The sequence below is a fragment of the Ruegeria sp. AN6 genome, assembly GCF_056540425.1.
Genome location: NZ_JBQFWR010000019.1, coordinates 16,392 through 34,772 on the forward strand (window position 1 = coordinate 16,392; position 18,381 = coordinate 34,772).

Genomic DNA, 18,381 nt, shown 5'->3' on the forward strand with positions numbered 1-18,381 from the left:
GAATACCAGAGCTGTACAAATGCCGATTGCCCAGGCAAATCGTCGAGCCCATACTGCGGATTTAAAGAGTGCGACAGCACCAACAACATAAACGAACCCAACAAGGAAATTGAACCAAAGCACTATTGGGACCGCGTCCCCGGCTGCGGATTTCGCGGCCGAACCACCAAACAACACCATCCCCCCGGAAAAAATGGTCAGGAGACCAAAGAGTGCAGCGATTATTGCTACCGGGCGAACCCAAGGTGGGGATTGAGCTATCATTCTTGTCACGGAAGTTCGGTTGCGTAATGCGACGCAACCATCCTACTTCATCGCACGGCTCACAGCTTGATCAATATCAATGTGATCACTCAGCAAATTTCTTTGTTGGAAGAAAATGCTCCCAGAATTCTCCGAAAGTAGTTCTTTCAAGACAGCAAAGACCCAGACCTCCGGGATCGTCAGGTCCGGGGCGATTGCAGACTGACCACTTGTGTCGCCTACGTGACCCCGACACCGCGACCCGGTTCTTGCGGAAAACCAATACAAAGCCAGCTTTCATCTATCCAATTGTGAACGGCTGCATTCGCCTATCGGTGAAGTGCCTCAGCGATCATTTCTGCAAGCCTTTCGGGTTGATCAACGCTCGCCCAGTGTGTGGCCTTTTCGAGAACGATCCGATCCATCTTGTTTTCTTCCAGCCAACGGACGGTGCTGTCCGGACAGTTGTCGGGATTGTAGAGATAAATCACATTTGCCGCGTTCTGCAAAAGCTTGCCGGGCACGCAGTCTGCTGAAAAATGTCGTGCGTCTGTGCCGAGTTGCCACAGCGCCAGAGTATCGGCCTTCGATACTTCATTACGATACCGTCGGATGATTGGTGCCGTTTTCGCCATTTCATCAAGCCGCTCAAGAAACGCCTCACGAAACGCAAACGGATCACTGTAGTCGGCAGCAGTTCCAGAAAAATAGGCATCCTCGGCAGTGATATTACCTTCCAATGAAATGATGGTTGTCAAAGGACAGCTTGCCCTTTTGGCAGCCAGTGAAGCTATGATTGAAGCAACCGAATGAGCAACAATGATTTCGGCTCCGTGCTTGTTCGCTTCGTCGGCGACGGTTTGCGCAAGTGCTTCGAGAGTTGTTTTCTTTGCCAGAGGCTGAGCGCCAAATCCCGGAAGATTAATAGGTAGCAAACGATAGCTGTTGGCGAGGTGGGTGTCAGCCAAACCTTCAAACATGCTCGCATTGTCACCAAAGCCTGCAACACAGAGAATGGCGGGCCTTTCATCGTTCGCTTGACTGGGGTATTTGGTCATTTCGGATTCCAGAGCATCGTATCCAGACATTAACACTGCTCCGCAGCAATCGACAATTTGGGCTCGCATTCGACCTTCGCTGCTTCCCGTGCCTATGACTGATCGCAGCCCAAACCGGACCTTGGCGTCAAAGTTTTGCAATTCCTGAAATCCAGACAAGTTGACCAAAAGTCAATTCTACTGAGATGTTCAATGGACTTGCCACCGCCACACACGAAAGATGCATCAGCGTTTGTTCATGTTGGACGGATTTGCGTCTTAACTTATCGGGATAGGACAGCGGACCAAAATGCCATTACACTAAGTTTGCAACGGGCTGGAGGCGTCTTTGTCAAATGAGGTTAGAAGACTTTCCGCAATAGTGGCTTTCGACATGGTTGGGTACAGCCGGCTAATGGAGTTGAACGAGTCCGGAACCCTCGCGCGGCAAAGAACTGTCCTGGATAAGATCATTAACCCAAAGGTGATCGAGTTTGACGGTCGGGTCGTGAAGACCATGGGAGACGGAGCACTGATTGAGTTTGCCAGTGCCGTAAACGCGGTTTCATGGGCGGCTTCGGTACAACGCGCGATGATCATTCACGAACGTGATCAGGATGCGGATAAACGAATCTCTTATCGTATTGGGATCAATCTCGGTGATGTTCTCGTCGAAGGCGACGACATTTTTGGGGAAGGGGTGAACGTTGCTTCCCGCCTGGAAGGATTGGCTGAGCCCAACGGGATTATGATCTCGGATACGGTATTCAAAAGCGTGAAAGGCAAACTGGATCTTGGCTTTGCCGACGTCGGGCTCAACAAGGTCAAGAACCTCTCGGAGCCAATACAAGCATTCATAGTGCTTCTTGACCCAGGTGATGCCGGCAAATTTCTTGCCGATACAAACCCGATCTCAGGCCGGATCGGAAAACCTATGGTTGCCGCAGCGGTTGTTCTTTTGGTGGGTTTTAGTGTCCTCATCGGTTCAATCTGGACTCCGAGCTTCGGTGATCCCGACGATGGAATATTGATCGTCCCGTTTACGGCCGAAACAAGCTCTGACAAGGTCTCAGCGGATGTCGTGACAGAGTTGTTTCTTCGATCATACGGCAGGCTTAGGCAGTTGCCTTCTGCTCCGTACAGTACAACGATGCGGTACAAAGGTATCGCCGTCACGTTAGCGGACCTGAAACGGGACATTGATGTCAGGTATGTTCTCGATGGGTCAGTCAGAACACACGAAAACGAAATCGAAATTCGTGCGCGTCTCAGAGATGCAACAGAAAGCGGCGACGGCGTCATCTGGCAGCAAGTTGTAGAGGGGGAAAAAGACCGGCTGTTCGACCTTGTCAGCGACCTGAAATTCAAAGCAGCTGGCGCGCTGAAGCTCAAACTCAACCCGGTCGAGCGCCGTTTTTTTGAAGAGACGCCCACAACTGACCAAAACGCATTTCTTGCCTATGCAAACGCCGATAGGTTGCTGCACAGCAAGGATTTCACGGATATCGGTAAAGCCCTGCCGTTATACGAGGAAGCAATCTCGCTAGATCCAAACTTTGTTGCGGCAAAACTTGGATATGCAGAAGCCAACTTTCAAATCTGGGAAGGAAGCTACAACACAATACGTTTCACGCTGGACGCACTGGATGAAGCAAAGACTGTTATCCGAGATGTGCTCAGCGCCGATCCCTCAAATTCAGTCGCTATTGGATTGCAGGTCAGATTGCTATTGCAGCAACTCCAAAGGGACCGCGCTTTGTCTATGGCGAGAGCCGCAGTTTTCAACGACCCAAGCGAACCAGGCCTTAGGCTTGTGCACGGGCTCACTTTGAATGCGGTTGGCGATTACGAACAGGCCATTGAGGCGTTCAATCAGTACGAGGCGCTGTCTGCGCGCCTCAGTTCGGGCGACAAAGGGGATCTGGCTTGGAATTTGCTCCGGGCGGGCAACAGCCAGCAGGCGCTTTCGTTGTTGCTTAGCATTCCGGAGAACGAACTGCGCGAACAGCATTTTAGATTTCTGGCGGAAGCTTTTTTCCGCGAAGGCGATAGCGAAAAGGCTCGTGAATATATCCAGCGCTTTCTAACCAATAACTTATGGCTGAATGTGATGTGGATGAAGCCATGGTTCGAAATTTATGATGATCCTAATGTATTCATTATCTATTCCGAAGCAATGTTGGCGTCTGGATTGCCTGAATGGCCTTACAATTTCGACAAGGGGCGCGAAGGGGACCGCATCGGGCACAATGAGCTACTTGAATTGTACTCCGAGCAGTTCGAAGAACAGTTCACGACAGGCCCATTTGGAGCGCCATATTCAGAAGAACGAAGAGCTGACGGAACGGTCGAAATGGAATTTGGTTGGATGAACGGTATCCCTCTCAATGGGACTTGGAGTATCAAAGACGATGCTATTTGTCAGAGGCTTCCATCGGTCCATCAGGGGAGAGAACAATGCCATTTCCTATATCGTGACGCGGAAAGGTCGACCGAGACCAATCGGCATGTGTCAGCAGTCTTGTCCTTCGGGGTGATCGATTCAGAATTCATACGTCTCAAAGAGTATTGAATGCAGCGCATTACATACCTCTATGAATTCTGCGGATGCCAGATTGGCGTTTTAGAAGGCGACATAAGCACTTCTTTTAAAGACCACCTGTGAGAACTAATCGAATTTTGCAAAGTCTGCTTCCTGCGCATTGCAGCCGTTTGTGGTGTTCGGTGCTGTAGCGCTGCTGGACCACCGCAATATTGCACAAATCCTACTATCTAAAACAAAATGCGCTGGCGACGGATGCCGCCAGCGCATTCCGCGTCACTGGGTTATGATTTCCGGTCCCATGAATGTGTTGGGGAGGAATGTAGACAGGAACGGAACGTAGGTAACGATGATCAGGAACACGAACAGCACGGCCAGGAACGGCAGAGCTGCCTTGACCACGCTCATCATCGGCATTCCGGCAACGCCCGAGGTGACAAAGAGGTTCAGACCCACCGGCGGCGTAATCATGCCGATCTCCATATTGACTACCATGATGATGCCCAGATGGATCGGGTCGATGCCCAACTCGATAGCAATCGGGAACACCAGTGGTGCTACGATGACCAAGAGGCCCGATGGTTCCATGAACTGACCACCGATAAGCAGGATGATGTTTACGACCACCAGAAACATCACCGGCCCGAAGCCCGCCGACAGCATCGCATTGGCGACCTGCTGCGGAATTTGCTCGTCCGTCAGCACATGTTTCAGGATCAGCGCGTTAGCAATCACAAACAGCAGTGTGATCGTCAGTTTGCCGGCATCAAACAAGGTCTTTTGAGTGTCCGGGTGCACAATCGCAGTGACAATCGCCCAAGGCTTGCTCTTAAGCGGCAGTCGTCACGCTTCACGAGGCCCACGACCATTGCATGGGAACAACCAAAGTTTGCACTGTGCGAAATTAACGTTGAATTCGAAATTCAGTGGTTGGCTATTGCGCCCAAGGCTTTGGGCCAAAGATGCAAATCTTTAGGCGAAATGCAAAGCTTTGGGCGCACCTACAACGGCTCTCCGCTCGACCTTGCAATGTCGGCTTTACTCCGCATTGTTGCCTTTTAGCATGGTATAGGTTTTTGTATTCTAGCCTTAAGGCTGTCGCTGACGGAATATTCACGACTAGCGACTGTTCGGATGCGGCGGATGATCGGCTGGAGCCGCTGCAAACGCTCTACAACTGCGATTTATGTTTAATCTAAATCAGTCTCCGGATCGGAATAAAATCCGCAAACCTTATACCTGAATTTAAGTCGGGCCTGCGATAGTTGACCGATATTCAACATGAGGGTTTGCCATGAAAAAACTTGCGACAATCGACCTACCCAGAACAAACGCCAACGCTTTTGAAGTTCTGGCGCGCTGCCAGTCCGCAGCCGAAATCGCCGGAGCTGAGCAAGTCAGAATTCAGACCTTTCTGAAGGACGCTGTCCAAGGTGACTTTGAGCACTTGTTGCGCGTGGTAAATACACACTTCGAGGTCTCTAGCGCAGGGTCTTGATTAGAGAGGGCCTGGTATGCCGCCAGTCCCCTAATTCAAAACACTCTCAGTCACCAGTAAGTTTGACTAGCCGACTAACAAGGTCAGAGTCTTTGAAGACGACGCACCGCGCCTCGAAATCCAGGCCAAGTATGTCACCAATCGGATCAAGGGGCACGCGCGCCGAAGTAGCGTTTGGTATTTGAAAAAATCTCGGAGTTGGCAATTCGGAAAAATGATGAAGCTCGGAACGAGACGAAGGATGTGAACTAGGCCATGTCTCATGTAACAACGATAGCCTCTAGGTCAGAGCGTCCTAATGGTACAGGTTCGTTCTATGCGTGTTGACAATCACGAAGATTTAGAACTCATCGGCAATTTCATTGACGATTAACGACCTCTATCTCAATTTCATTGACCAACTCAGATATAGTCAAGCCTAACGCATCGCTAAGTAAGTTCAGTGTTCCCAGGGTTGGTTGGTGGCGTCCTGACTCCAATAGCGAGATGTATTGCATGCTCCTATTTGCCAAGTTTGCGAGCTCTTGTTGAGAAAGTTTTTTGTCCAAACGATGACGACGCAAAACTATCGAAAATGCTAAAAGCAGTTGGTCTTCTTGTATGTGCGCCATCTTTTGACAAATCGCTGACGCAACGCTAGTCGTCTATACAGTATACTTTGAATCTATGGGTAAATTCAGTCTACTTAAGAACGTGGCAAAATAGTTTGTGGGGTGCACTACATGGCGAGAAAGATCCAACTGTCAGAATCTCAGGTAATTGAAATAGTTGACAGAGTTGAAGCTCGAATGCTCCAAAGAGAGGTGCGTGAAAAGGAACAGGTGACCTTTGTTAGGCCAAGAATTGTTACAAACGAAAAACCCGGGAAGGAAGTAGGCAGACCGAAATCCAAATACACTGGACAGCTGCACCTGTCGATTTTGGAAGAAGACGAAGTCTGGTTCAAAAAGACCGCGCGCGCCAATAACCTTCAATACGGAAAATTCTTCACTCACCTGCGAAGGGTTTTCGATCTTTACGGATAAAGGCAAAAGCACTCTCCGCTACTTGCGATAGTCAGCTAAGCATGTTTGCTTCCTGGGTATCCAGCTGAATTAGCTGAGTCCCACGCCTCAGGTACTCGTGCAAACAACACTTTGGCCCGTCTGACCGCAGTAGCCGCTTGTTGATCAAACGCCAGGCCTCCAGGTCAAAACTGGGGAAAAATGTATCGGCATCTTGGACTTGAATGTCGACCTCGGAAATCATCAACCTGTTCGCTAGTGGGATCATCTCTTGGTAAATCCGCGATCCTCCGATGCCATAAATTCGATCATATCCCGCATCGGCGGCGATCTTAACAGCCGCGGCCACCGAGGGAGCCACAAGATCCGCGGCGTCAGGCCGTGAAGATACAACGATATTTAGGCGCTTTGGCAGCGGTTTTACCGGAAGGCTATCCCACGTGTTACGTCCCATTATCAGTGCACCGCCGAGTGTTTCTCGCTGAAAGGACTTCAAGTCCTCGGGAAGATGCCAGGGGATATCGCCATTTCGGCCGATTGCGCCGTTTTCGGCACGCGCGACGATCAAAGTAATCATTGCTTAGACCGCCACTGGCGCAGGGATCGCGGGTTCAGGATCATAATCAACGATCTCGAAGTCCTCGTATCGGAAATCAAATACGGACGACACATCGCGTTTGATGCGGATAGTCGGCAGCTTTTTCGGCTTGCGAGTAAGCTGCAATTTCACCTGATCCATATGGTTGGAATATATGTGGGCATCTCCAATAGTGTGCACAAAATCACCCGCTTCGTAGCCAGTAACATGAGCGAGCATCACTAGAAGTAACGCATAGGATGCAATGTTGAATGGCACGCCAAGGAACATATCAGCTGACCGCTGGTAGAGCTGAAGGTGCATACGACCGTTCAAGACTCGAACTTGCCAGATTGTATGGCAAGGAGGGAGCGCCATGCGCGGTACATCTCCCGGATTCCATGCAGACACAATGAGGCGGCGACTATCGGGTGTGGACTTTATCGTTTCGATTAGATGCGTGATCTGGTCAACTCCCCTCCCGAAGTACAGGGGTTCATCATCCTTCACCTGCCCAGTCGGTTGAAGTGTGGGGAAGGCTCGCCATTGATGACCATATACTGGACCCAGATCACCATTTTCGTCAGCCCATTCGTCCCAAATCGTGACACCATTGTCGTTCAAATATTTGATGTTGGTGTCGCCAGATATGAACCATAAAAGTTCATGAATAATTGATCTTAGGTGTAGCTTCTTGGTAGTTACCAAAGGAAAACCATCCGCCAACCGATAGCGCGACTGCAAGCCGAATAACGAGATTGTACCCGTACCCGTGCGGTCGGTTGATTCCTCACCACATTCTAGAATGGTGTTCAAAGCATCTAGATACTGCTTCAACTTTGCCCTCGCCTTTCTTTCTTCAGCTTGGACATCACTGGCCCAAAGCTAAAAGCATCGTGCAGTCACATTGACGTTCACTCAGACTAATCTCGGAACGAGATCTGTCTACACGGCACGATATTTCAAACAGCACCTAGCCGCTCCAACTTTCCTCGTTTGAAAAAACCAGTCAGACCAGTAACGGGAAAATTACTTCCCACTTTTTCGCAACTTACTGGCTTGGAAAGCATTTTCCATAAATTGGGAATATTCACAGCACCTAACACTTTCCAATACCATTGCGTATAGATATTGGCTGGCAGGTTCATCCGCGCCAGTTCTCGTGCCAACCCCTGCTGGCCATCCTGACCAATCATAGCTTCGTAGTTGTCATAGCATCGCGCGCTGTCGGCCTTCAAAATCTCCAACACCCGTGCGGCCTCTTCGCCCTGCAACGTGTCGCCACGGCCCTGATTGTTCACCTTAGACTGTGCGGCCACATGTTCGGGCGCGGGGATGTAGAATTCCCGATCCAGAATCGAGTAACGGGCCGAGTATTCGTTCACATTAGCAGTCCGGTGGCGAATCCACTGGCGGGCGACAAAAACCGGCAGTTTGACGTGCAGTTTGATCTCGCACATTTCAAATGGAGTCGAATGCCAATGCCGCATCAGATAACGGATCAGGCCTTCGTCATTCTGCACCGATTTGGTGCCTTTGCCGTAGGATACCCGCGCGGCCTGACAGATCGCGGCGTCATCGCCCATATAGTCGATGACCCGAACAAATCCGTGATCCAGAACCTGATGCGCCGTGTACAGGTGATCTTCCATACCTTCGGCAACGACGCGGCGGGTCGGGCTCGATAGTGCGCGTTGCGCTTCAATCTCGGCCAGTTGGTCGGAAGACAGAGGCATGAAATTATCCTTTCCAGCAATGAGTCGCCCACCACTATATATCGGCTTTTTAACCACCGGAACCGCGATATGTGCGGCGTAGCGCGCAATATGCGAATTGTGTCAGTCCTGCCCTCTCGACACCGCATCCCGGCGCGCTAAGGTGCTGGGCATCACAATCAATGTAAGGAAAGTCGCGATGGGGCTGACATACCTCCACACTATGGTCCGCGTGAAGGATCTTGAGAAATCTATGACATTTTATGAGCTTCTTGGACTGAAAGAGACCCGCCGCTACGACAGTGAAGCAGGTCGATTCACACTGGTTTTCCTCGCCCCTCCTGGTCAGGAAGACGCCCCGATCGAGCTGACTTATAACTGGGATGGCGACGATAAACTGCCCAGCGACAGCCGCCATTTTGGTCACCTCGCCTATGGTGTCGACAATATTTATGAGACCTGCCAGCACCTTCAGGACAACGGGATCGTAATCAACCGCCCACCCCGCGACGGGCGAATGGCGTTTGTGCGCTCGCCCGACAACATCTCTGTAGAATTACTACAAAACGGAGAGGCACTGGAACCGGCGGAACCGTGGACAAGCATGGAAAGCACCGGTCACTGGTGATCCGCCGGATAACATCTCTGGGGTTGCTCGTTTCAGGCGGCCCCGCTTGGGCCGAGCAATGTCGCCTTGCACTTGCCCTTGCTATGGACATCTCAACTTCGGTCGATGCTGTCGAAGATGCATTGCAGCGCAAAGGGTTGGCCGCCGCCCTGATCGCACCAGAAGTGCAAGCGGCTTTTTTTAGGTCTCCGCAGCCGGTTGCACTGGCGGTCTACGAATGGTCCGGCAGTTTCAACCAGAAACTTCTTTTGGATTGGCTCTTGATCGAGGCGCCTGCAGACCTGCTTGCTGCCGCACACAGCATCGGCGATTCCGAGAGGTCTGCCAATGATTATCCAACAGCAATGGGGCATGCTTTGGCATATGGTGCAACGCTCATGCAACGCGCGCCCCGCTGCCTGTTCCAAACCATCGACATTTCAGGTGATGGGAAAAACAACGATGGTTACGGACCTCAAATCGCCTACAAGCATTTTCCGTTCCAGAACACGACCGTGAATGGTCTGGTCATTAACGCTGGCGACTTTGAGGGCGAAATCGACCTGATCCCGTTTTTTCAGTCCAACGTCCTGCACGGCCCCGGAGCTTTCGTTGAAATCGCAAATGGATTTGAAGACTTTGAAAACGCAATGCGACGCAAGCTGGAACGAGAATTGAAGGGTTTTGAACTTACCGAGCTACACCCCTGATGAATGTTTCATATCTGCAGGCATAAGGTGCCGCTTCATTGGACAGTCCAATGAAATTTGGTCTCTGACCGCTTAAACAGCTAGTAAATATAGCGGATTTGATCTGTCCAGTACCGCTCGACCCGTCGCAATGAACCCGATATCTCTTCAATTCCATCCGCACCAATCACGCCACGATTTTGCAGCCCTTCTGCATGACGGGCAAATAGATCAGATACTATATCGCGAATCTCTCGCCCGCGTTGGGTCAATCGCACTCTGACAGAACGCCGGTCAATTTCGCATCTCTGATGGTGCATATACCCCATCTCGACCAGCTTCTTGAGGTTGTAGCTGACATTGCTGCCTTGATAGTAGCCTCGGCTCTTCAATTCGCCGGCAGTCACTTCATGATCGCCTATGTTAAACAATAACAAGGCCTGCACGGCGTTAATTTCCAACACACCGACACGTTCAAATTCATCCTTGATGACATCAAGAAGCAAGCGGTGCAGACGCTCAACCAGCGCCAGTGCCTCAAGATAACCCGTCATGAACCCTTTGGTCCCTGGCGCGGCGACCTGTAACTCCGTACTCATCCGATCCTCCGATTCATCGCGCTGTTTCTAAAAACATGACGCGAATTTCCGAAAAATCGGTTAAGTTGAATTATCGCTTATTTCTGAAAGGTTTGCGCAATGTCCGCGATCAAATCTGACAGCTCGGTCGGAGGGCTGGCCTGACCGGTGACCCACTGATACAAATCTTGATCATTTTCGTGCAGCAACGCATCATAGGTATTCAGCCCGTCGTCATCCATCAAAGAAAGGTTGCGATCAGCATAGGCTGTCAGGATCAAATCCATCTCTTTGATACCACGTCGCATCGAGCGCATTTTCATGCGCTTGATCCGAGTTTCGCGGGATTCGGTCATTGACTGCGTTCCAGCTTCAGGCGCAGCGACTTTTCCACTCTGGCCAAGCGCTCTGAACTCGCGCGCATCTCACCCCTGATTGTACGCAGTTCTGCCACCAGATCGCGCAGCTCCGAGTCCACATCGCCGTTCAGGCTGGTCTCATCCATGCCGTCGCCTTCGCCGGTCAAAAGCCACATGATCGAGACATTCAACAGCCCGGCCATCATCGACAGCTTGTTAGCACGGGGTTCGGACAGATCATCTTCCCACGAAATTATCGTCGCCTTTTTAACCCCTAGACGACGGGCCAATTGTGTCTGGGTCATACCCGCAACCTCGCGCGCGCCCGCGACGCGATCTCCAAAGGTTGCAGTGTCCGGTCCGAACCAGTCCGTTTCGTCGTTCATAGGGGTCTCCAATAGGTGAGGTTCAATTGGCTTGATCGATATTTCGGCGCACCCTATGACAGTCAGGCTGAACATACAAACTGAGGCCCCCCATGAGTTTCCTGTCTGCGACATTGTCACGCGTAAAACCCTCGCCCACCATCGCCATGACAGCCAAAGCGGCCGAGTTGAAAGCTGCCGGACGCGATGTCATTGGGCTGAGTGCTGGTGAGCCGGATTTTGACACACCGCAGAACATCAAGGACGCCGCTGTTGCCGCCATAGCCGCAGGCAAAACGAAATACACAGCGCCAGATGGTATCCCCGAGCTGAAACAGGCGGTCTGCGCCAAGATGAAGCGTGACCACGGGTTGGATTATGCGCCTGCTCAGATCTCGGTCGGGACCGGGGGCAAGCAGACGCTTTACAACGCTTTAATGGCAACACTGAACGAGGGCGATGAAGTCGTCATTCCCGCGCCCTATTGGGTCAGCTATCCGGATATGGTGTTGCTGGCAGGCGGGACACCGGTGATTACTGAAACCTCACTTCAAACCAACTTTAAACTGACGGCCGATCAGTTAGAAGCAGCGATTACGCCCAAGACCAAATGGTTCATCTTCAATTCTCCGTCCAATCCAACCGGTGCGGGCTACAGCCGCGCAGAACTGAAAGAGCTGACTGACGTGCTGATGCGGCACCCGCATGTCTGGGTGATGACAGACGATATGTATGAGCATCTGGCCTATGACGGATTCGAATTCTGCACGCCTGCACAAGTGGAACCGGGGCTTTACGACCGGACGCTAACCTGCAACGGCGTCTCCAAAGCCTATGCCATGACCGGCTGGCGCATCGGATATGCTGCGGGCCCGGGCGAGCTGATCGCGGCAATGCGTAAAGTGCAGTCGCAGTCCACGTCGAATCCCTGCTCGGTCAGCCAATGGGCTGCGGTCGAAGCGTTGAATGGGACTCAGGCGTTTCTTGCGCCAAATAACGAGATATTCAAACGCCGTCGCGATCTGGTGGTCGATATGCTCAGCCAGATCGATGGCATCTCTTGCCCAACACCCGAAGGCGCATTCTATGTCTACCCGTCCATCGCTGGCCTGATCGGAAAGACCACCCCGGCAGGGACGGTGATTGACTCGGACGAAGCATTCGCGACTGCTCTGCTGGAAGAAGCCGACGTTGCGGTGGTGTTTGGCGCGGCGTTTGGTCTGTCTCCCAATTTCCGGGTCAGCTACGCGACATCCGATGAAGCGCTGACCGAGGCCTGCACCCGTATCCAACGCTTCTGCGCGTCCCTGACCTGAGGTTTCCATGTCCACAACCCTGCCCGAATATTACTTCCGCGTACGCGAGAATGGCGCGGCAGTGTTCAAGATCGATACGGAAAACCGCCAACGTAGGATCGAGATGGATCAGATCGCAGTGGTCAACATCCGCAATGGTGAGGTCAAACCGCAGGGTCAACGTAGTCTGTCCGATGCGGACAAAGCCGAAATCACGCGCTGGATGGAAGAGCGGAAAGCCCTGCTATCCCGCCGCGACTTGGATGATATTCATCGCGCCGTCGACCATCTAAATCTGACGACGCAATGGGCGCAGTCCAAGGCCACGGATGAGCAGTTGGAGGACGTCACGGATCGGCTATTGATGGCTATGCACGATCTGCGTTCGGTGCTTGTGCGCAAAAAATCAGATCGGATCAGCAAAGGTTGATCCCTTAGGCCGGAACTTCGCCAACTTCGCGCACAGACCGCAGCCAGAATCGCGACATCAAAAGCACAGCGGCGCAGGCAAGGCCCAGCACCAGGCCAAGCCACACGCCGATCCCTTCCATGCCCTGAACGAAGCCGAAGTAATACGATGCAGGGATCCCGATCACCCAATAACTGAGTGCGGCCATCACCATCGGCACTTTGGCATCCTGCAATCCGCGCAAAAGACCCAGTGCGATCACCTGAGCGCCATCGACCAGTTGGAACAAAGCAGCCATTGCCAGCAGCCCGGTGCCAATCAAAAGAATTTCCGGCCGTTGCGGATCATCAAATTCCATAAACAAGGAAATGAGAGGCTCGGCACAGGTCAAGAACAGAATAATGGTTAAGACTGAAACCACCAGCGACATTCCGGTCACAGTGATGGCGCCTTTTTCAAGATGTGCACGATCTCGACGACCCAATGCATTTCCCGCGCGGATTGTTGCTACATTAGACAGTCCCAGATGCACCATGAATGTCGCAGACGCGAGATTCAGAGCAATACCATGCGCCGCCAGTGGCACCGGACCCAGCCAGCCCATCATCACCGCTGAAACAGCGAACAAAGACACCTCTGCCAGTGTCGTCAGGCCGATCGGAACGCCCAAGCGAAGAACGCTCATAAACATTTCCCAATCCGGACGCCAAAAACGCTGGAACAGACTGTGTTCCGGCAACGCCTTCACCGCATAGATCACCACCGCCACCAGTGACACGATCTGCGTCACGACCGAAGCGATGGCCGCGCCCATCACCCCCAACTCAGGCGCACCCCAATTGCCGAAAATCAACGCATAGTTCGTCAATCCATTCACAACAGCAGCAACAACCGTGATCCAGAGCACAATCTGCGTTCGTTCTAGTGCGGCCAAATAGGACTTGAGGGTCATCACCAACAATGCCGGGAACAGGCCCCACCCTGCCACACGCAGGTAAATCGCTGCGGTTTCAGCAACTTGCGGTTCTTGCTTTAATGCAATCAGAATGGGTTGTGACCACCACAGAAGGGGCATCATCACCGTCGCATAGATCAAAGACAGCCACAGGCCCATGCGGGTCGACCGGCGTATGCTGGTCTCATTCTCTTCAGCCGCAGCAGTCGCCACCATCGGCATAACGGCCAAGCCAAATCCTGCGCCAAACAGAAAAAGAACAAAGAAATAGCTGCTGGCCAATGTCACTGCGGCCAGTGCCTCGACCCCGTACCACCCCAGCATGATGGTATCGGTCAGACCGATCGCATATTGTGCCAAATGCCCGCCAATCAATGGCACGCCCAACACTGTAATTGCCCGCAAATGGCCGGGATATGTCATCACCTTGTTCATCCCGCCAGCCTTAGGCTTGCCCGCAGCGCAAGACAAGAGCAGAACAGGTTTATTTCAATGTGAGACTTACATGACTTGTACCAAGCGGGCCATCACCCTGTCTGGTGATGACCCGGCCCGTTAGCCAATTTTCGCATCCGGATGCAGTGCCGTTCCAAGAATATGGTCCGAGCGATGGATCACATGATGCGCCTGCCCAACGATCAGAGGGTCAGGTTCAACAACGATCTCGTGATCCTTGTCAGGATAATCCAACGTCGACAAAAAGTGACGCATGCAATTCAGACGCGCGCGTTTTTTGTCATTGGATTTTACAATGGTCCAGGGCGCGTCGGCCGTGTCGGTGTAGAAGAACATCGCCTCTTTTGCCTCAGTATAGTCATCCCATTTGCTCAGGCTGGCTTTGTCGATCGGTGACAATTTCCATTGTTTCAATGGGTCTGTTTCACGGCTCCGAAAGCGCCGTTGCTGTTCTTCCTGCGTGACCGAGAACCAGTACTTGTAGAGCTGAATGCCCGAGCGTACCAACATCCGCTCCAACTCAGGAGTTTGGCGCATGAATTCCAAGTACTCGTTGGGAGAACAGAACCCCATAACCCGTTCGACACCCGCGCGATTGTACCAGGACCGGTCATAAAACACCATCTCACCTAAGGTCGGTAGCTGTTGCACGTACCGCTGGTAATACCACTGCCCTTTCTCTTCATCCGTCGGCTTGTTTAACGCAACGACGCGCGCCTGACGCGGGTTCAAGTGTTCCATGAACCGCTTGATTGTGCCGCCCTTCCCGGCCGCATCGCGCCCCTCGAACAACAGCACAAACCGCTGGCCTGTCTCCTGCGCCCACAACTGAACTTTCAGCAACTCAGCCTGCAACTCGGCCTTCTGCGCCTCATAATCCTTGCGCGCCATCTTTCGGCCATAGGGATAGTTACCGCTTTCAAAAGCTTGCCGAATTTTTTCAAGCGTCGGCGCCGAGGCCTCCGCATTTGGGGCAGTTGCCGAATTAATATGAGGTGATTTCTGACTGATCTGGGGCGTTGCATCCATACATTCTCTCCTCGGTTTCACTGTCGAAGAGAAAGCTAGCAGTTCGGCATGTTCAGCGCTTTGATTGGTGTCAAACAGAGTTGTGTTTTAACTGAGCCTCCGGGCAGACGCGCCGATCCGCCCTTCATCTGGCCAAAAATATCTCGGGGAGCGCGAGGGGCTGGCCCCTCGCTCCTGCCCTCACCGATGGCCCCAATCATCCGGGTTTTTCGAATTGTTCGGCGACAGTCCCAGAACGTCCCCATCCGTCGAGCACCCTAACCCAAGTACGGTTCGGTTCGCATAGGAAAAGTACGAGCATACCTGATTGATCTCAAGAATCTCTCCATCATCCCAACCAGCGGAGCGCAAACGCTCAACATTGGCTTCAGTCAAATCCGCCGGAGCTTCGGTCAGTTGGCGTGCATAATACATCGCAGCAACCTGCGCCGCGTCCAAAGGCGCCTGCCCCGGCTCGCCTGCCTCGATCGCCGCCCGGATCGCGTTCCCTCGTGCTTCATCCTGCAACAACCGCTGCAGACCCGCGAAATGATGCTCGACACAATACCCGCATCGGTTCAGAGAGCTGACCCACACGCCCAGCACCTCAAGAAACCACTTCGGGATAGCGTTGCCTGAATGATGCAGTACAGCCTTGTACATCGCCATATGGCCTTCCATCGAGTGCGGGCGCAGGCTGTGCGCCATCATGATGTTGTCCACATTGTTGTCCGGGCCGGTGACCCGGTCATAGAGTTTGCGCAGCCTGCCCGTCGCCTCGGCATAGGGTATGGTCTTGATCCAGCTCATTTGGGTTCCTGTTGTCGTAACTGATTAGTGTCCACAGACTAGGAGCGCTTTGAGCAGGTGGCGAGACGAATTCGACATGTATCCGTTAGATATCGTTTGCGCAGAATGAAATACTACTTGCTTCCTGACGTTTTCAGCGTGCCTGACTTAGGGCGACGAAAAGTCGCGTTAAACGCAACGGTTACACGGCTGTCCTCGCTTTGATTTGGGTGGACCCAATGGGTCAGATAGGATGGAAACAGGATTATTTCACCCGGAGATGGGCGCAGCTTCTTTTTGTTCCGAAATGCACTCGCCTCAAGTATCCGCCAGTGAGGCAACTCATTCCGAGGGTCGAGAAATTCAATCATTCCAGACGAACCTTCTTCGACCTCGGGTTGGGAGACATAGTATACACCTGACCAATGCGCTCCGGGGTGCGTATGTGGTGCATTGTAACCGCCGGAGGGATTGGCGTTCATCCAGCCGAACAGTTTCAGACGAAGTTCGTCCGGTTTAACCTTGTCCGAGACCTTTCGTGTCATCTGGAACACCGCATCTTTTGCTGCGTCGCGCAAAGTCTGAATGGCCGGCGCATCGCGTTCAAATAGATTCCCTCGTGAGTGCCAACCCCCGCGATTGGACTTTGAGACGCCTTCATCTTCCTCACGCATCTTGTCTGCCTCAAACAACAACGCCGCATTTAATGCTGCGCTGTCGGGCACTTGGAATCGCATCATTGGAGTGGAGAAAAGCTTCTCAAACTTCTTGGCTTCGGGCATGTCCTTGGCGTTACCTTCAACTAAACTGTTGGTCAAAATATTCAGATCACCCCGAGCGCACCTGCAAGAGTCTTCCTTGCCAGATCTCCTAGGGCTTTCCAAACCCACACCTTAATACTTTACGTGCGTTACCCCCTATCGTTGAGGAAATAGATCTTTGGTTCAAGTATGGCGAAACCATCCAAAGTTGTATTCCCAGCTTCAGCGGCGAGTGCTCTAAATTAATCAGCAAAATCGTTGAGGATTGGAACATGAACAAGAAAACTATGGGTCTTACGACAACCTTTGTTTTGATGGCTACAACAGCACTCTCGCAAACCACCAAACAAGACGTCATCGACGAGCTTACTGAACAAGGTTTCCAGAGAATTGAAATAACAAACACGCTTTTTGGGAATCTCCGCTTTGAGGCAACTGGGCCTGGGATCGAGAGAGAAGTGGTATTGGGAAAAGATGGAACCATCGTCCGCGATCGATCTGAGCGTGACGATGAGTACGATGACGAAGAAGACGACGACAGAGATTTTGACGATGAAGATGATGATGATGAAGGATTTGATGACGAAGAAGATGACGACGAAGGTAATGACAGCGAACGTGACGACGACGAAGGCGATGATGGCGAGCGTGACGACGGTGGTGAAAGCGACGGCGAAGGTGACGATGGCGGTGAAAGCGATGGCGAAGGTGACGACGGCGGCGAAAGCGATGGCGAGGGTGACGACGGCGGCGAAAGCGATGGCGATGGTGACGACGGCGGTGAAAGCGATGGCGAAGGTGACGATGGTGAGGGAGATGATGACTAAGGTATATTTCCGCTTGCTCGCAAGTGAGTCCCAAGTTTGAACAATTGGTTTGACAAGGACGCCATGTTCAAGGTGGGGATCGCTATATATGCGATCTCCGCATTTGCGTTTGCGGCTGAATTGGTTGGCGAAATCACCGGATATTATCTTTTCTCTGCGAGCTGGGTGGTGCACGAAATCACCGCGCTCATCACCCTGTTCGGCTTTGTTATTGGGGGGGTGTTGATCTGGCAGAGCCACAAACTTTTTTTGCGGCGACATCAGGAGATCAAGCATAATCTTCAGATGGCTCAAGGTGAGTTTTTCCGGATGCTGGAGCTGCAATTCGACCGCTGGAATCTGAGCGCTGCGGAGCGAGATGTTGCACTACTCACTGTGAAGGGTTTGTCTGTCGCAGAGATAGCTAAATTGCGTGAGACCAGTGAGGGCACAATTAAGTCGCAGAACAACTCCATCTACAGAAAGGCCAATGTTAAATCGAGAACGCAACTTTTGTGTGTTCTGATTGAAGAGCTATTGATTGAAGAGAAAGAATGAACTCCTCAGTCCTTCGAATCTAGTTTCTTAAGTGTTCTGAAAGCCCGTCCGGAAATCGCCTAAAAGCAAACGTTCAAGAGCGTTTAAAGCGGAGGCTAAGCGTGCTTACAAAGTCCCGTTCTCGCGTAAC

The 18,381-nt window shown here is 52.2% G+C and carries 21 protein-coding genes and 1 pseudogene; 9 read left to right on the forward strand and 13 right to left on the reverse strand.

What is annotated here, in order from left to right; translation table 11 throughout:
- Positions 1–572: 572 nt before the first annotated feature.
- The gene (locus tag ACR0MQ_RS20270) at positions 573–1,331 is read right to left on the reverse strand and encodes an alpha/beta fold hydrolase (RefSeq protein ID WP_480610394.1); all 759 of its coding nucleotides are present in this window, start codon (positions 1,329–1,331) and stop codon (positions 573–575) included.
- A 343-nt stretch (positions 1,332–1,674) separates the two neighbouring features.
- Between ACR0MQ_RS20270 and ACR0MQ_RS20275 the strand changes: the two genes are divergently transcribed.
- Positions 1,675–3,852, forward strand: coding sequence for a tetratricopeptide repeat protein (locus tag ACR0MQ_RS20275; RefSeq protein ID WP_480610396.1), 2,178 nt, complete (start codon positions 1,675–1,677; stop codon positions 3,850–3,852).
- Positions 3,853–4,098: 246 nt separating this feature from the next.
- Here ACR0MQ_RS20275 and ACR0MQ_RS20280 read toward each other — a convergent pair.
- Positions 4,099–4,656: pseudogene (locus ACR0MQ_RS20280) on the reverse strand (TRAP transporter large permease subunit); the annotation flags it as partial.
- Positions 4,657–5,116: 460 nt separating this feature from the next.
- Here ACR0MQ_RS20280 and ACR0MQ_RS20285 point away from each other — a divergent pair.
- Entirely contained in the window at positions 5,117–5,320 is a 204-nt protein-coding gene (locus ACR0MQ_RS20285; protein WP_480610398.1) for a hypothetical protein, read from the forward strand.
- Positions 5,321–5,679: 359 nt separating this feature from the next.
- Here the strand turns inward: ACR0MQ_RS20285 and ACR0MQ_RS20290 are convergent, their stop codons facing one another.
- The gene (locus ACR0MQ_RS20290) at positions 5,680–5,931 is read right to left on the reverse strand and encodes a helix-turn-helix domain-containing protein (protein WP_480610400.1); all 252 of its coding nucleotides are present in this window, start codon (positions 5,929–5,931) and stop codon (positions 5,680–5,682) included.
- Positions 5,932–6,042: 111 nt separating this feature from the next.
- Here ACR0MQ_RS20290 and ACR0MQ_RS20295 point away from each other — a divergent pair, with 111 nt between their 5' ends.
- Positions 6,043–6,345, forward strand: a complete 303-nt coding sequence (locus ACR0MQ_RS20295; RefSeq protein ID WP_480610402.1) for a hypothetical protein — start codon at positions 6,043–6,045, stop codon at positions 6,343–6,345.
- A gap of 31 nt (positions 6,346–6,376) precedes the next feature.
- Here the strand turns inward: ACR0MQ_RS20295 and ACR0MQ_RS20300 are convergent, their stop codons facing one another.
- The 3 genes from ACR0MQ_RS20300 to thyX all read right to left on the reverse strand — a co-directional run bounded on the left by ACR0MQ_RS20300 (position 6,377) and on the right by thyX (position 8,637).
- Positions 6,377–6,901 carry a dihydrofolate reductase gene (locus tag ACR0MQ_RS20300; protein WP_480610404.1) on the reverse strand — a complete coding sequence of 175 codons (525 nt, stop codon included), beginning with the start codon at positions 6,899–6,901 and terminating at the stop codon, positions 6,377–6,379.
- Positions 6,902–6,904: 3 nt separating this feature from the next.
- Positions 6,905–7,738 (reverse strand): thymidylate synthase, encoded by an 834-nt coding sequence (locus tag ACR0MQ_RS20305; RefSeq protein WP_480610406.1) that lies wholly within the window; start codon positions 7,736–7,738, stop codon positions 6,905–6,907.
- Between the two features lie 125 nt (positions 7,739–7,863).
- Positions 7,864–8,637: an FAD-dependent thymidylate synthase gene (gene thyX / locus ACR0MQ_RS20310; protein WP_480610408.1), complete on the reverse strand. Its 774-nt coding sequence runs from the start codon at positions 8,635–8,637 to the stop codon at positions 7,864–7,866.
- A gap of 178 nt (positions 8,638–8,815) precedes the next feature.
- Here thyX and ACR0MQ_RS20315 point away from each other — a divergent pair, with 178 nt between their 5' ends.
- Together ACR0MQ_RS20315 and ACR0MQ_RS20320 are read left to right on the forward strand one after the other, a co-directional pair.
- Positions 8,816–9,244, forward strand: a complete 429-nt coding sequence (locus ACR0MQ_RS20315; protein WP_170770284.1) for a VOC family protein — start codon at positions 8,816–8,818, stop codon at positions 9,242–9,244.
- Positions 9,238–9,933 carry a DUF1194 domain-containing protein gene (locus tag ACR0MQ_RS20320; RefSeq protein ID WP_480610495.1) on the forward strand — a complete coding sequence of 232 codons (696 nt, stop codon included), beginning with the start codon at positions 9,238–9,240 and terminating at the stop codon, positions 9,931–9,933. The genes ACR0MQ_RS20315 and ACR0MQ_RS20320 overlap by 7 nt, the downstream gene beginning before the upstream one ends.
- Before the next feature lie 80 nt (positions 9,934–10,013).
- Here the strand turns inward: ACR0MQ_RS20320 and ACR0MQ_RS20325 are convergent, their stop codons facing one another.
- The 3 genes from ACR0MQ_RS20325 to ACR0MQ_RS20335 form a co-directional block, all read right to left on the reverse strand.
- On the reverse strand, positions 10,014–10,511 hold the full coding sequence (locus ACR0MQ_RS20325) for a MarR family winged helix-turn-helix transcriptional regulator (RefSeq protein ID WP_480610410.1): 498 nt from the start codon (positions 10,509–10,511) through the stop codon (positions 10,014–10,016).
- A gap of 77 nt (positions 10,512–10,588) precedes the next feature.
- A complete protein-coding gene (locus tag ACR0MQ_RS20330) occupies positions 10,589–10,846 on the reverse strand; it encodes a succinate dehydrogenase assembly factor 2 (protein ID WP_170770280.1) in 258 nt (85 codons plus the stop codon).
- Entirely contained in the window at positions 10,843–11,235 is a 393-nt protein-coding gene (locus ACR0MQ_RS20335) for a helix-turn-helix domain-containing protein (protein ID WP_010439102.1), read from the reverse strand. The genes ACR0MQ_RS20330 and ACR0MQ_RS20335 overlap by 4 nt, the downstream gene beginning before the upstream one ends.
- 92 nt (positions 11,236–11,327) lie before the next feature.
- On the opposite strand from ACR0MQ_RS20335, the gene ACR0MQ_RS20340 reads away from it, so the two are divergent.
- Positions 11,328–12,530, forward strand: coding sequence for a pyridoxal phosphate-dependent aminotransferase (locus ACR0MQ_RS20340; protein WP_170538902.1), 1,203 nt, complete (start codon positions 11,328–11,330; stop codon positions 12,528–12,530).
- A 7-nt stretch (positions 12,531–12,537) separates the two neighbouring features.
- Positions 12,538–12,939, forward strand: coding sequence for a hypothetical protein (locus ACR0MQ_RS20345; protein ID WP_170469092.1), 402 nt, complete (start codon positions 12,538–12,540; stop codon positions 12,937–12,939).
- 4 nt (positions 12,940–12,943) lie between these two features.
- Here the strand turns inward: ACR0MQ_RS20345 and ACR0MQ_RS20350 are convergent, their stop codons facing one another.
- From ACR0MQ_RS20350 to ACR0MQ_RS20365, 4 genes are all read right to left on the reverse strand, one after another.
- On the reverse strand, positions 12,944–14,308 hold the full coding sequence (locus tag ACR0MQ_RS20350) for an MATE family efflux transporter (protein ID WP_480610413.1): 1,365 nt from the start codon (positions 14,306–14,308) through the stop codon (positions 12,944–12,946).
- Positions 14,309–14,428: 120 nt separating this feature from the next.
- Positions 14,429–15,358 (reverse strand): polyphosphate kinase 2, encoded by a 930-nt coding sequence (ppk2, locus tag ACR0MQ_RS20355; RefSeq protein ID WP_170770276.1) that lies wholly within the window; start codon positions 15,356–15,358, stop codon positions 14,429–14,431.
- Positions 15,359–15,538: 180 nt separating this feature from the next.
- Positions 15,539–16,147, reverse strand: a complete 609-nt coding sequence (locus tag ACR0MQ_RS20360) for a carboxymuconolactone decarboxylase family protein (RefSeq protein ID WP_480610415.1) — start codon at positions 16,145–16,147, stop codon at positions 15,539–15,541.
- 113 nt (positions 16,148–16,260) lie between these two features.
- Positions 16,261–16,944 (reverse strand): TIGR02466 family protein, encoded by a 684-nt coding sequence (locus ACR0MQ_RS20365; RefSeq protein WP_480610417.1) that lies wholly within the window; start codon positions 16,942–16,944, stop codon positions 16,261–16,263.
- A 215-nt stretch (positions 16,945–17,159) separates the two neighbouring features.
- Here ACR0MQ_RS20365 and ACR0MQ_RS20370 point away from each other — a divergent pair, with 215 nt between their 5' ends.
- Together ACR0MQ_RS20370 and ACR0MQ_RS20375 are read left to right on the forward strand one after the other, a co-directional pair.
- Positions 17,160–17,714 carry a hypothetical protein gene (locus tag ACR0MQ_RS20370; RefSeq protein WP_480610419.1) on the forward strand — a complete coding sequence of 185 codons (555 nt, stop codon included), beginning with the start codon at positions 17,160–17,162 and terminating at the stop codon, positions 17,712–17,714.
- A gap of 36 nt (positions 17,715–17,750) precedes the next feature.
- A complete protein-coding gene (locus tag ACR0MQ_RS20375) occupies positions 17,751–18,251 on the forward strand; it encodes a helix-turn-helix transcriptional regulator (protein ID WP_480610422.1) in 501 nt (166 codons plus the stop codon).
- The last annotated feature ends 130 nt before the right edge of the window (positions 18,252–18,381 follow it).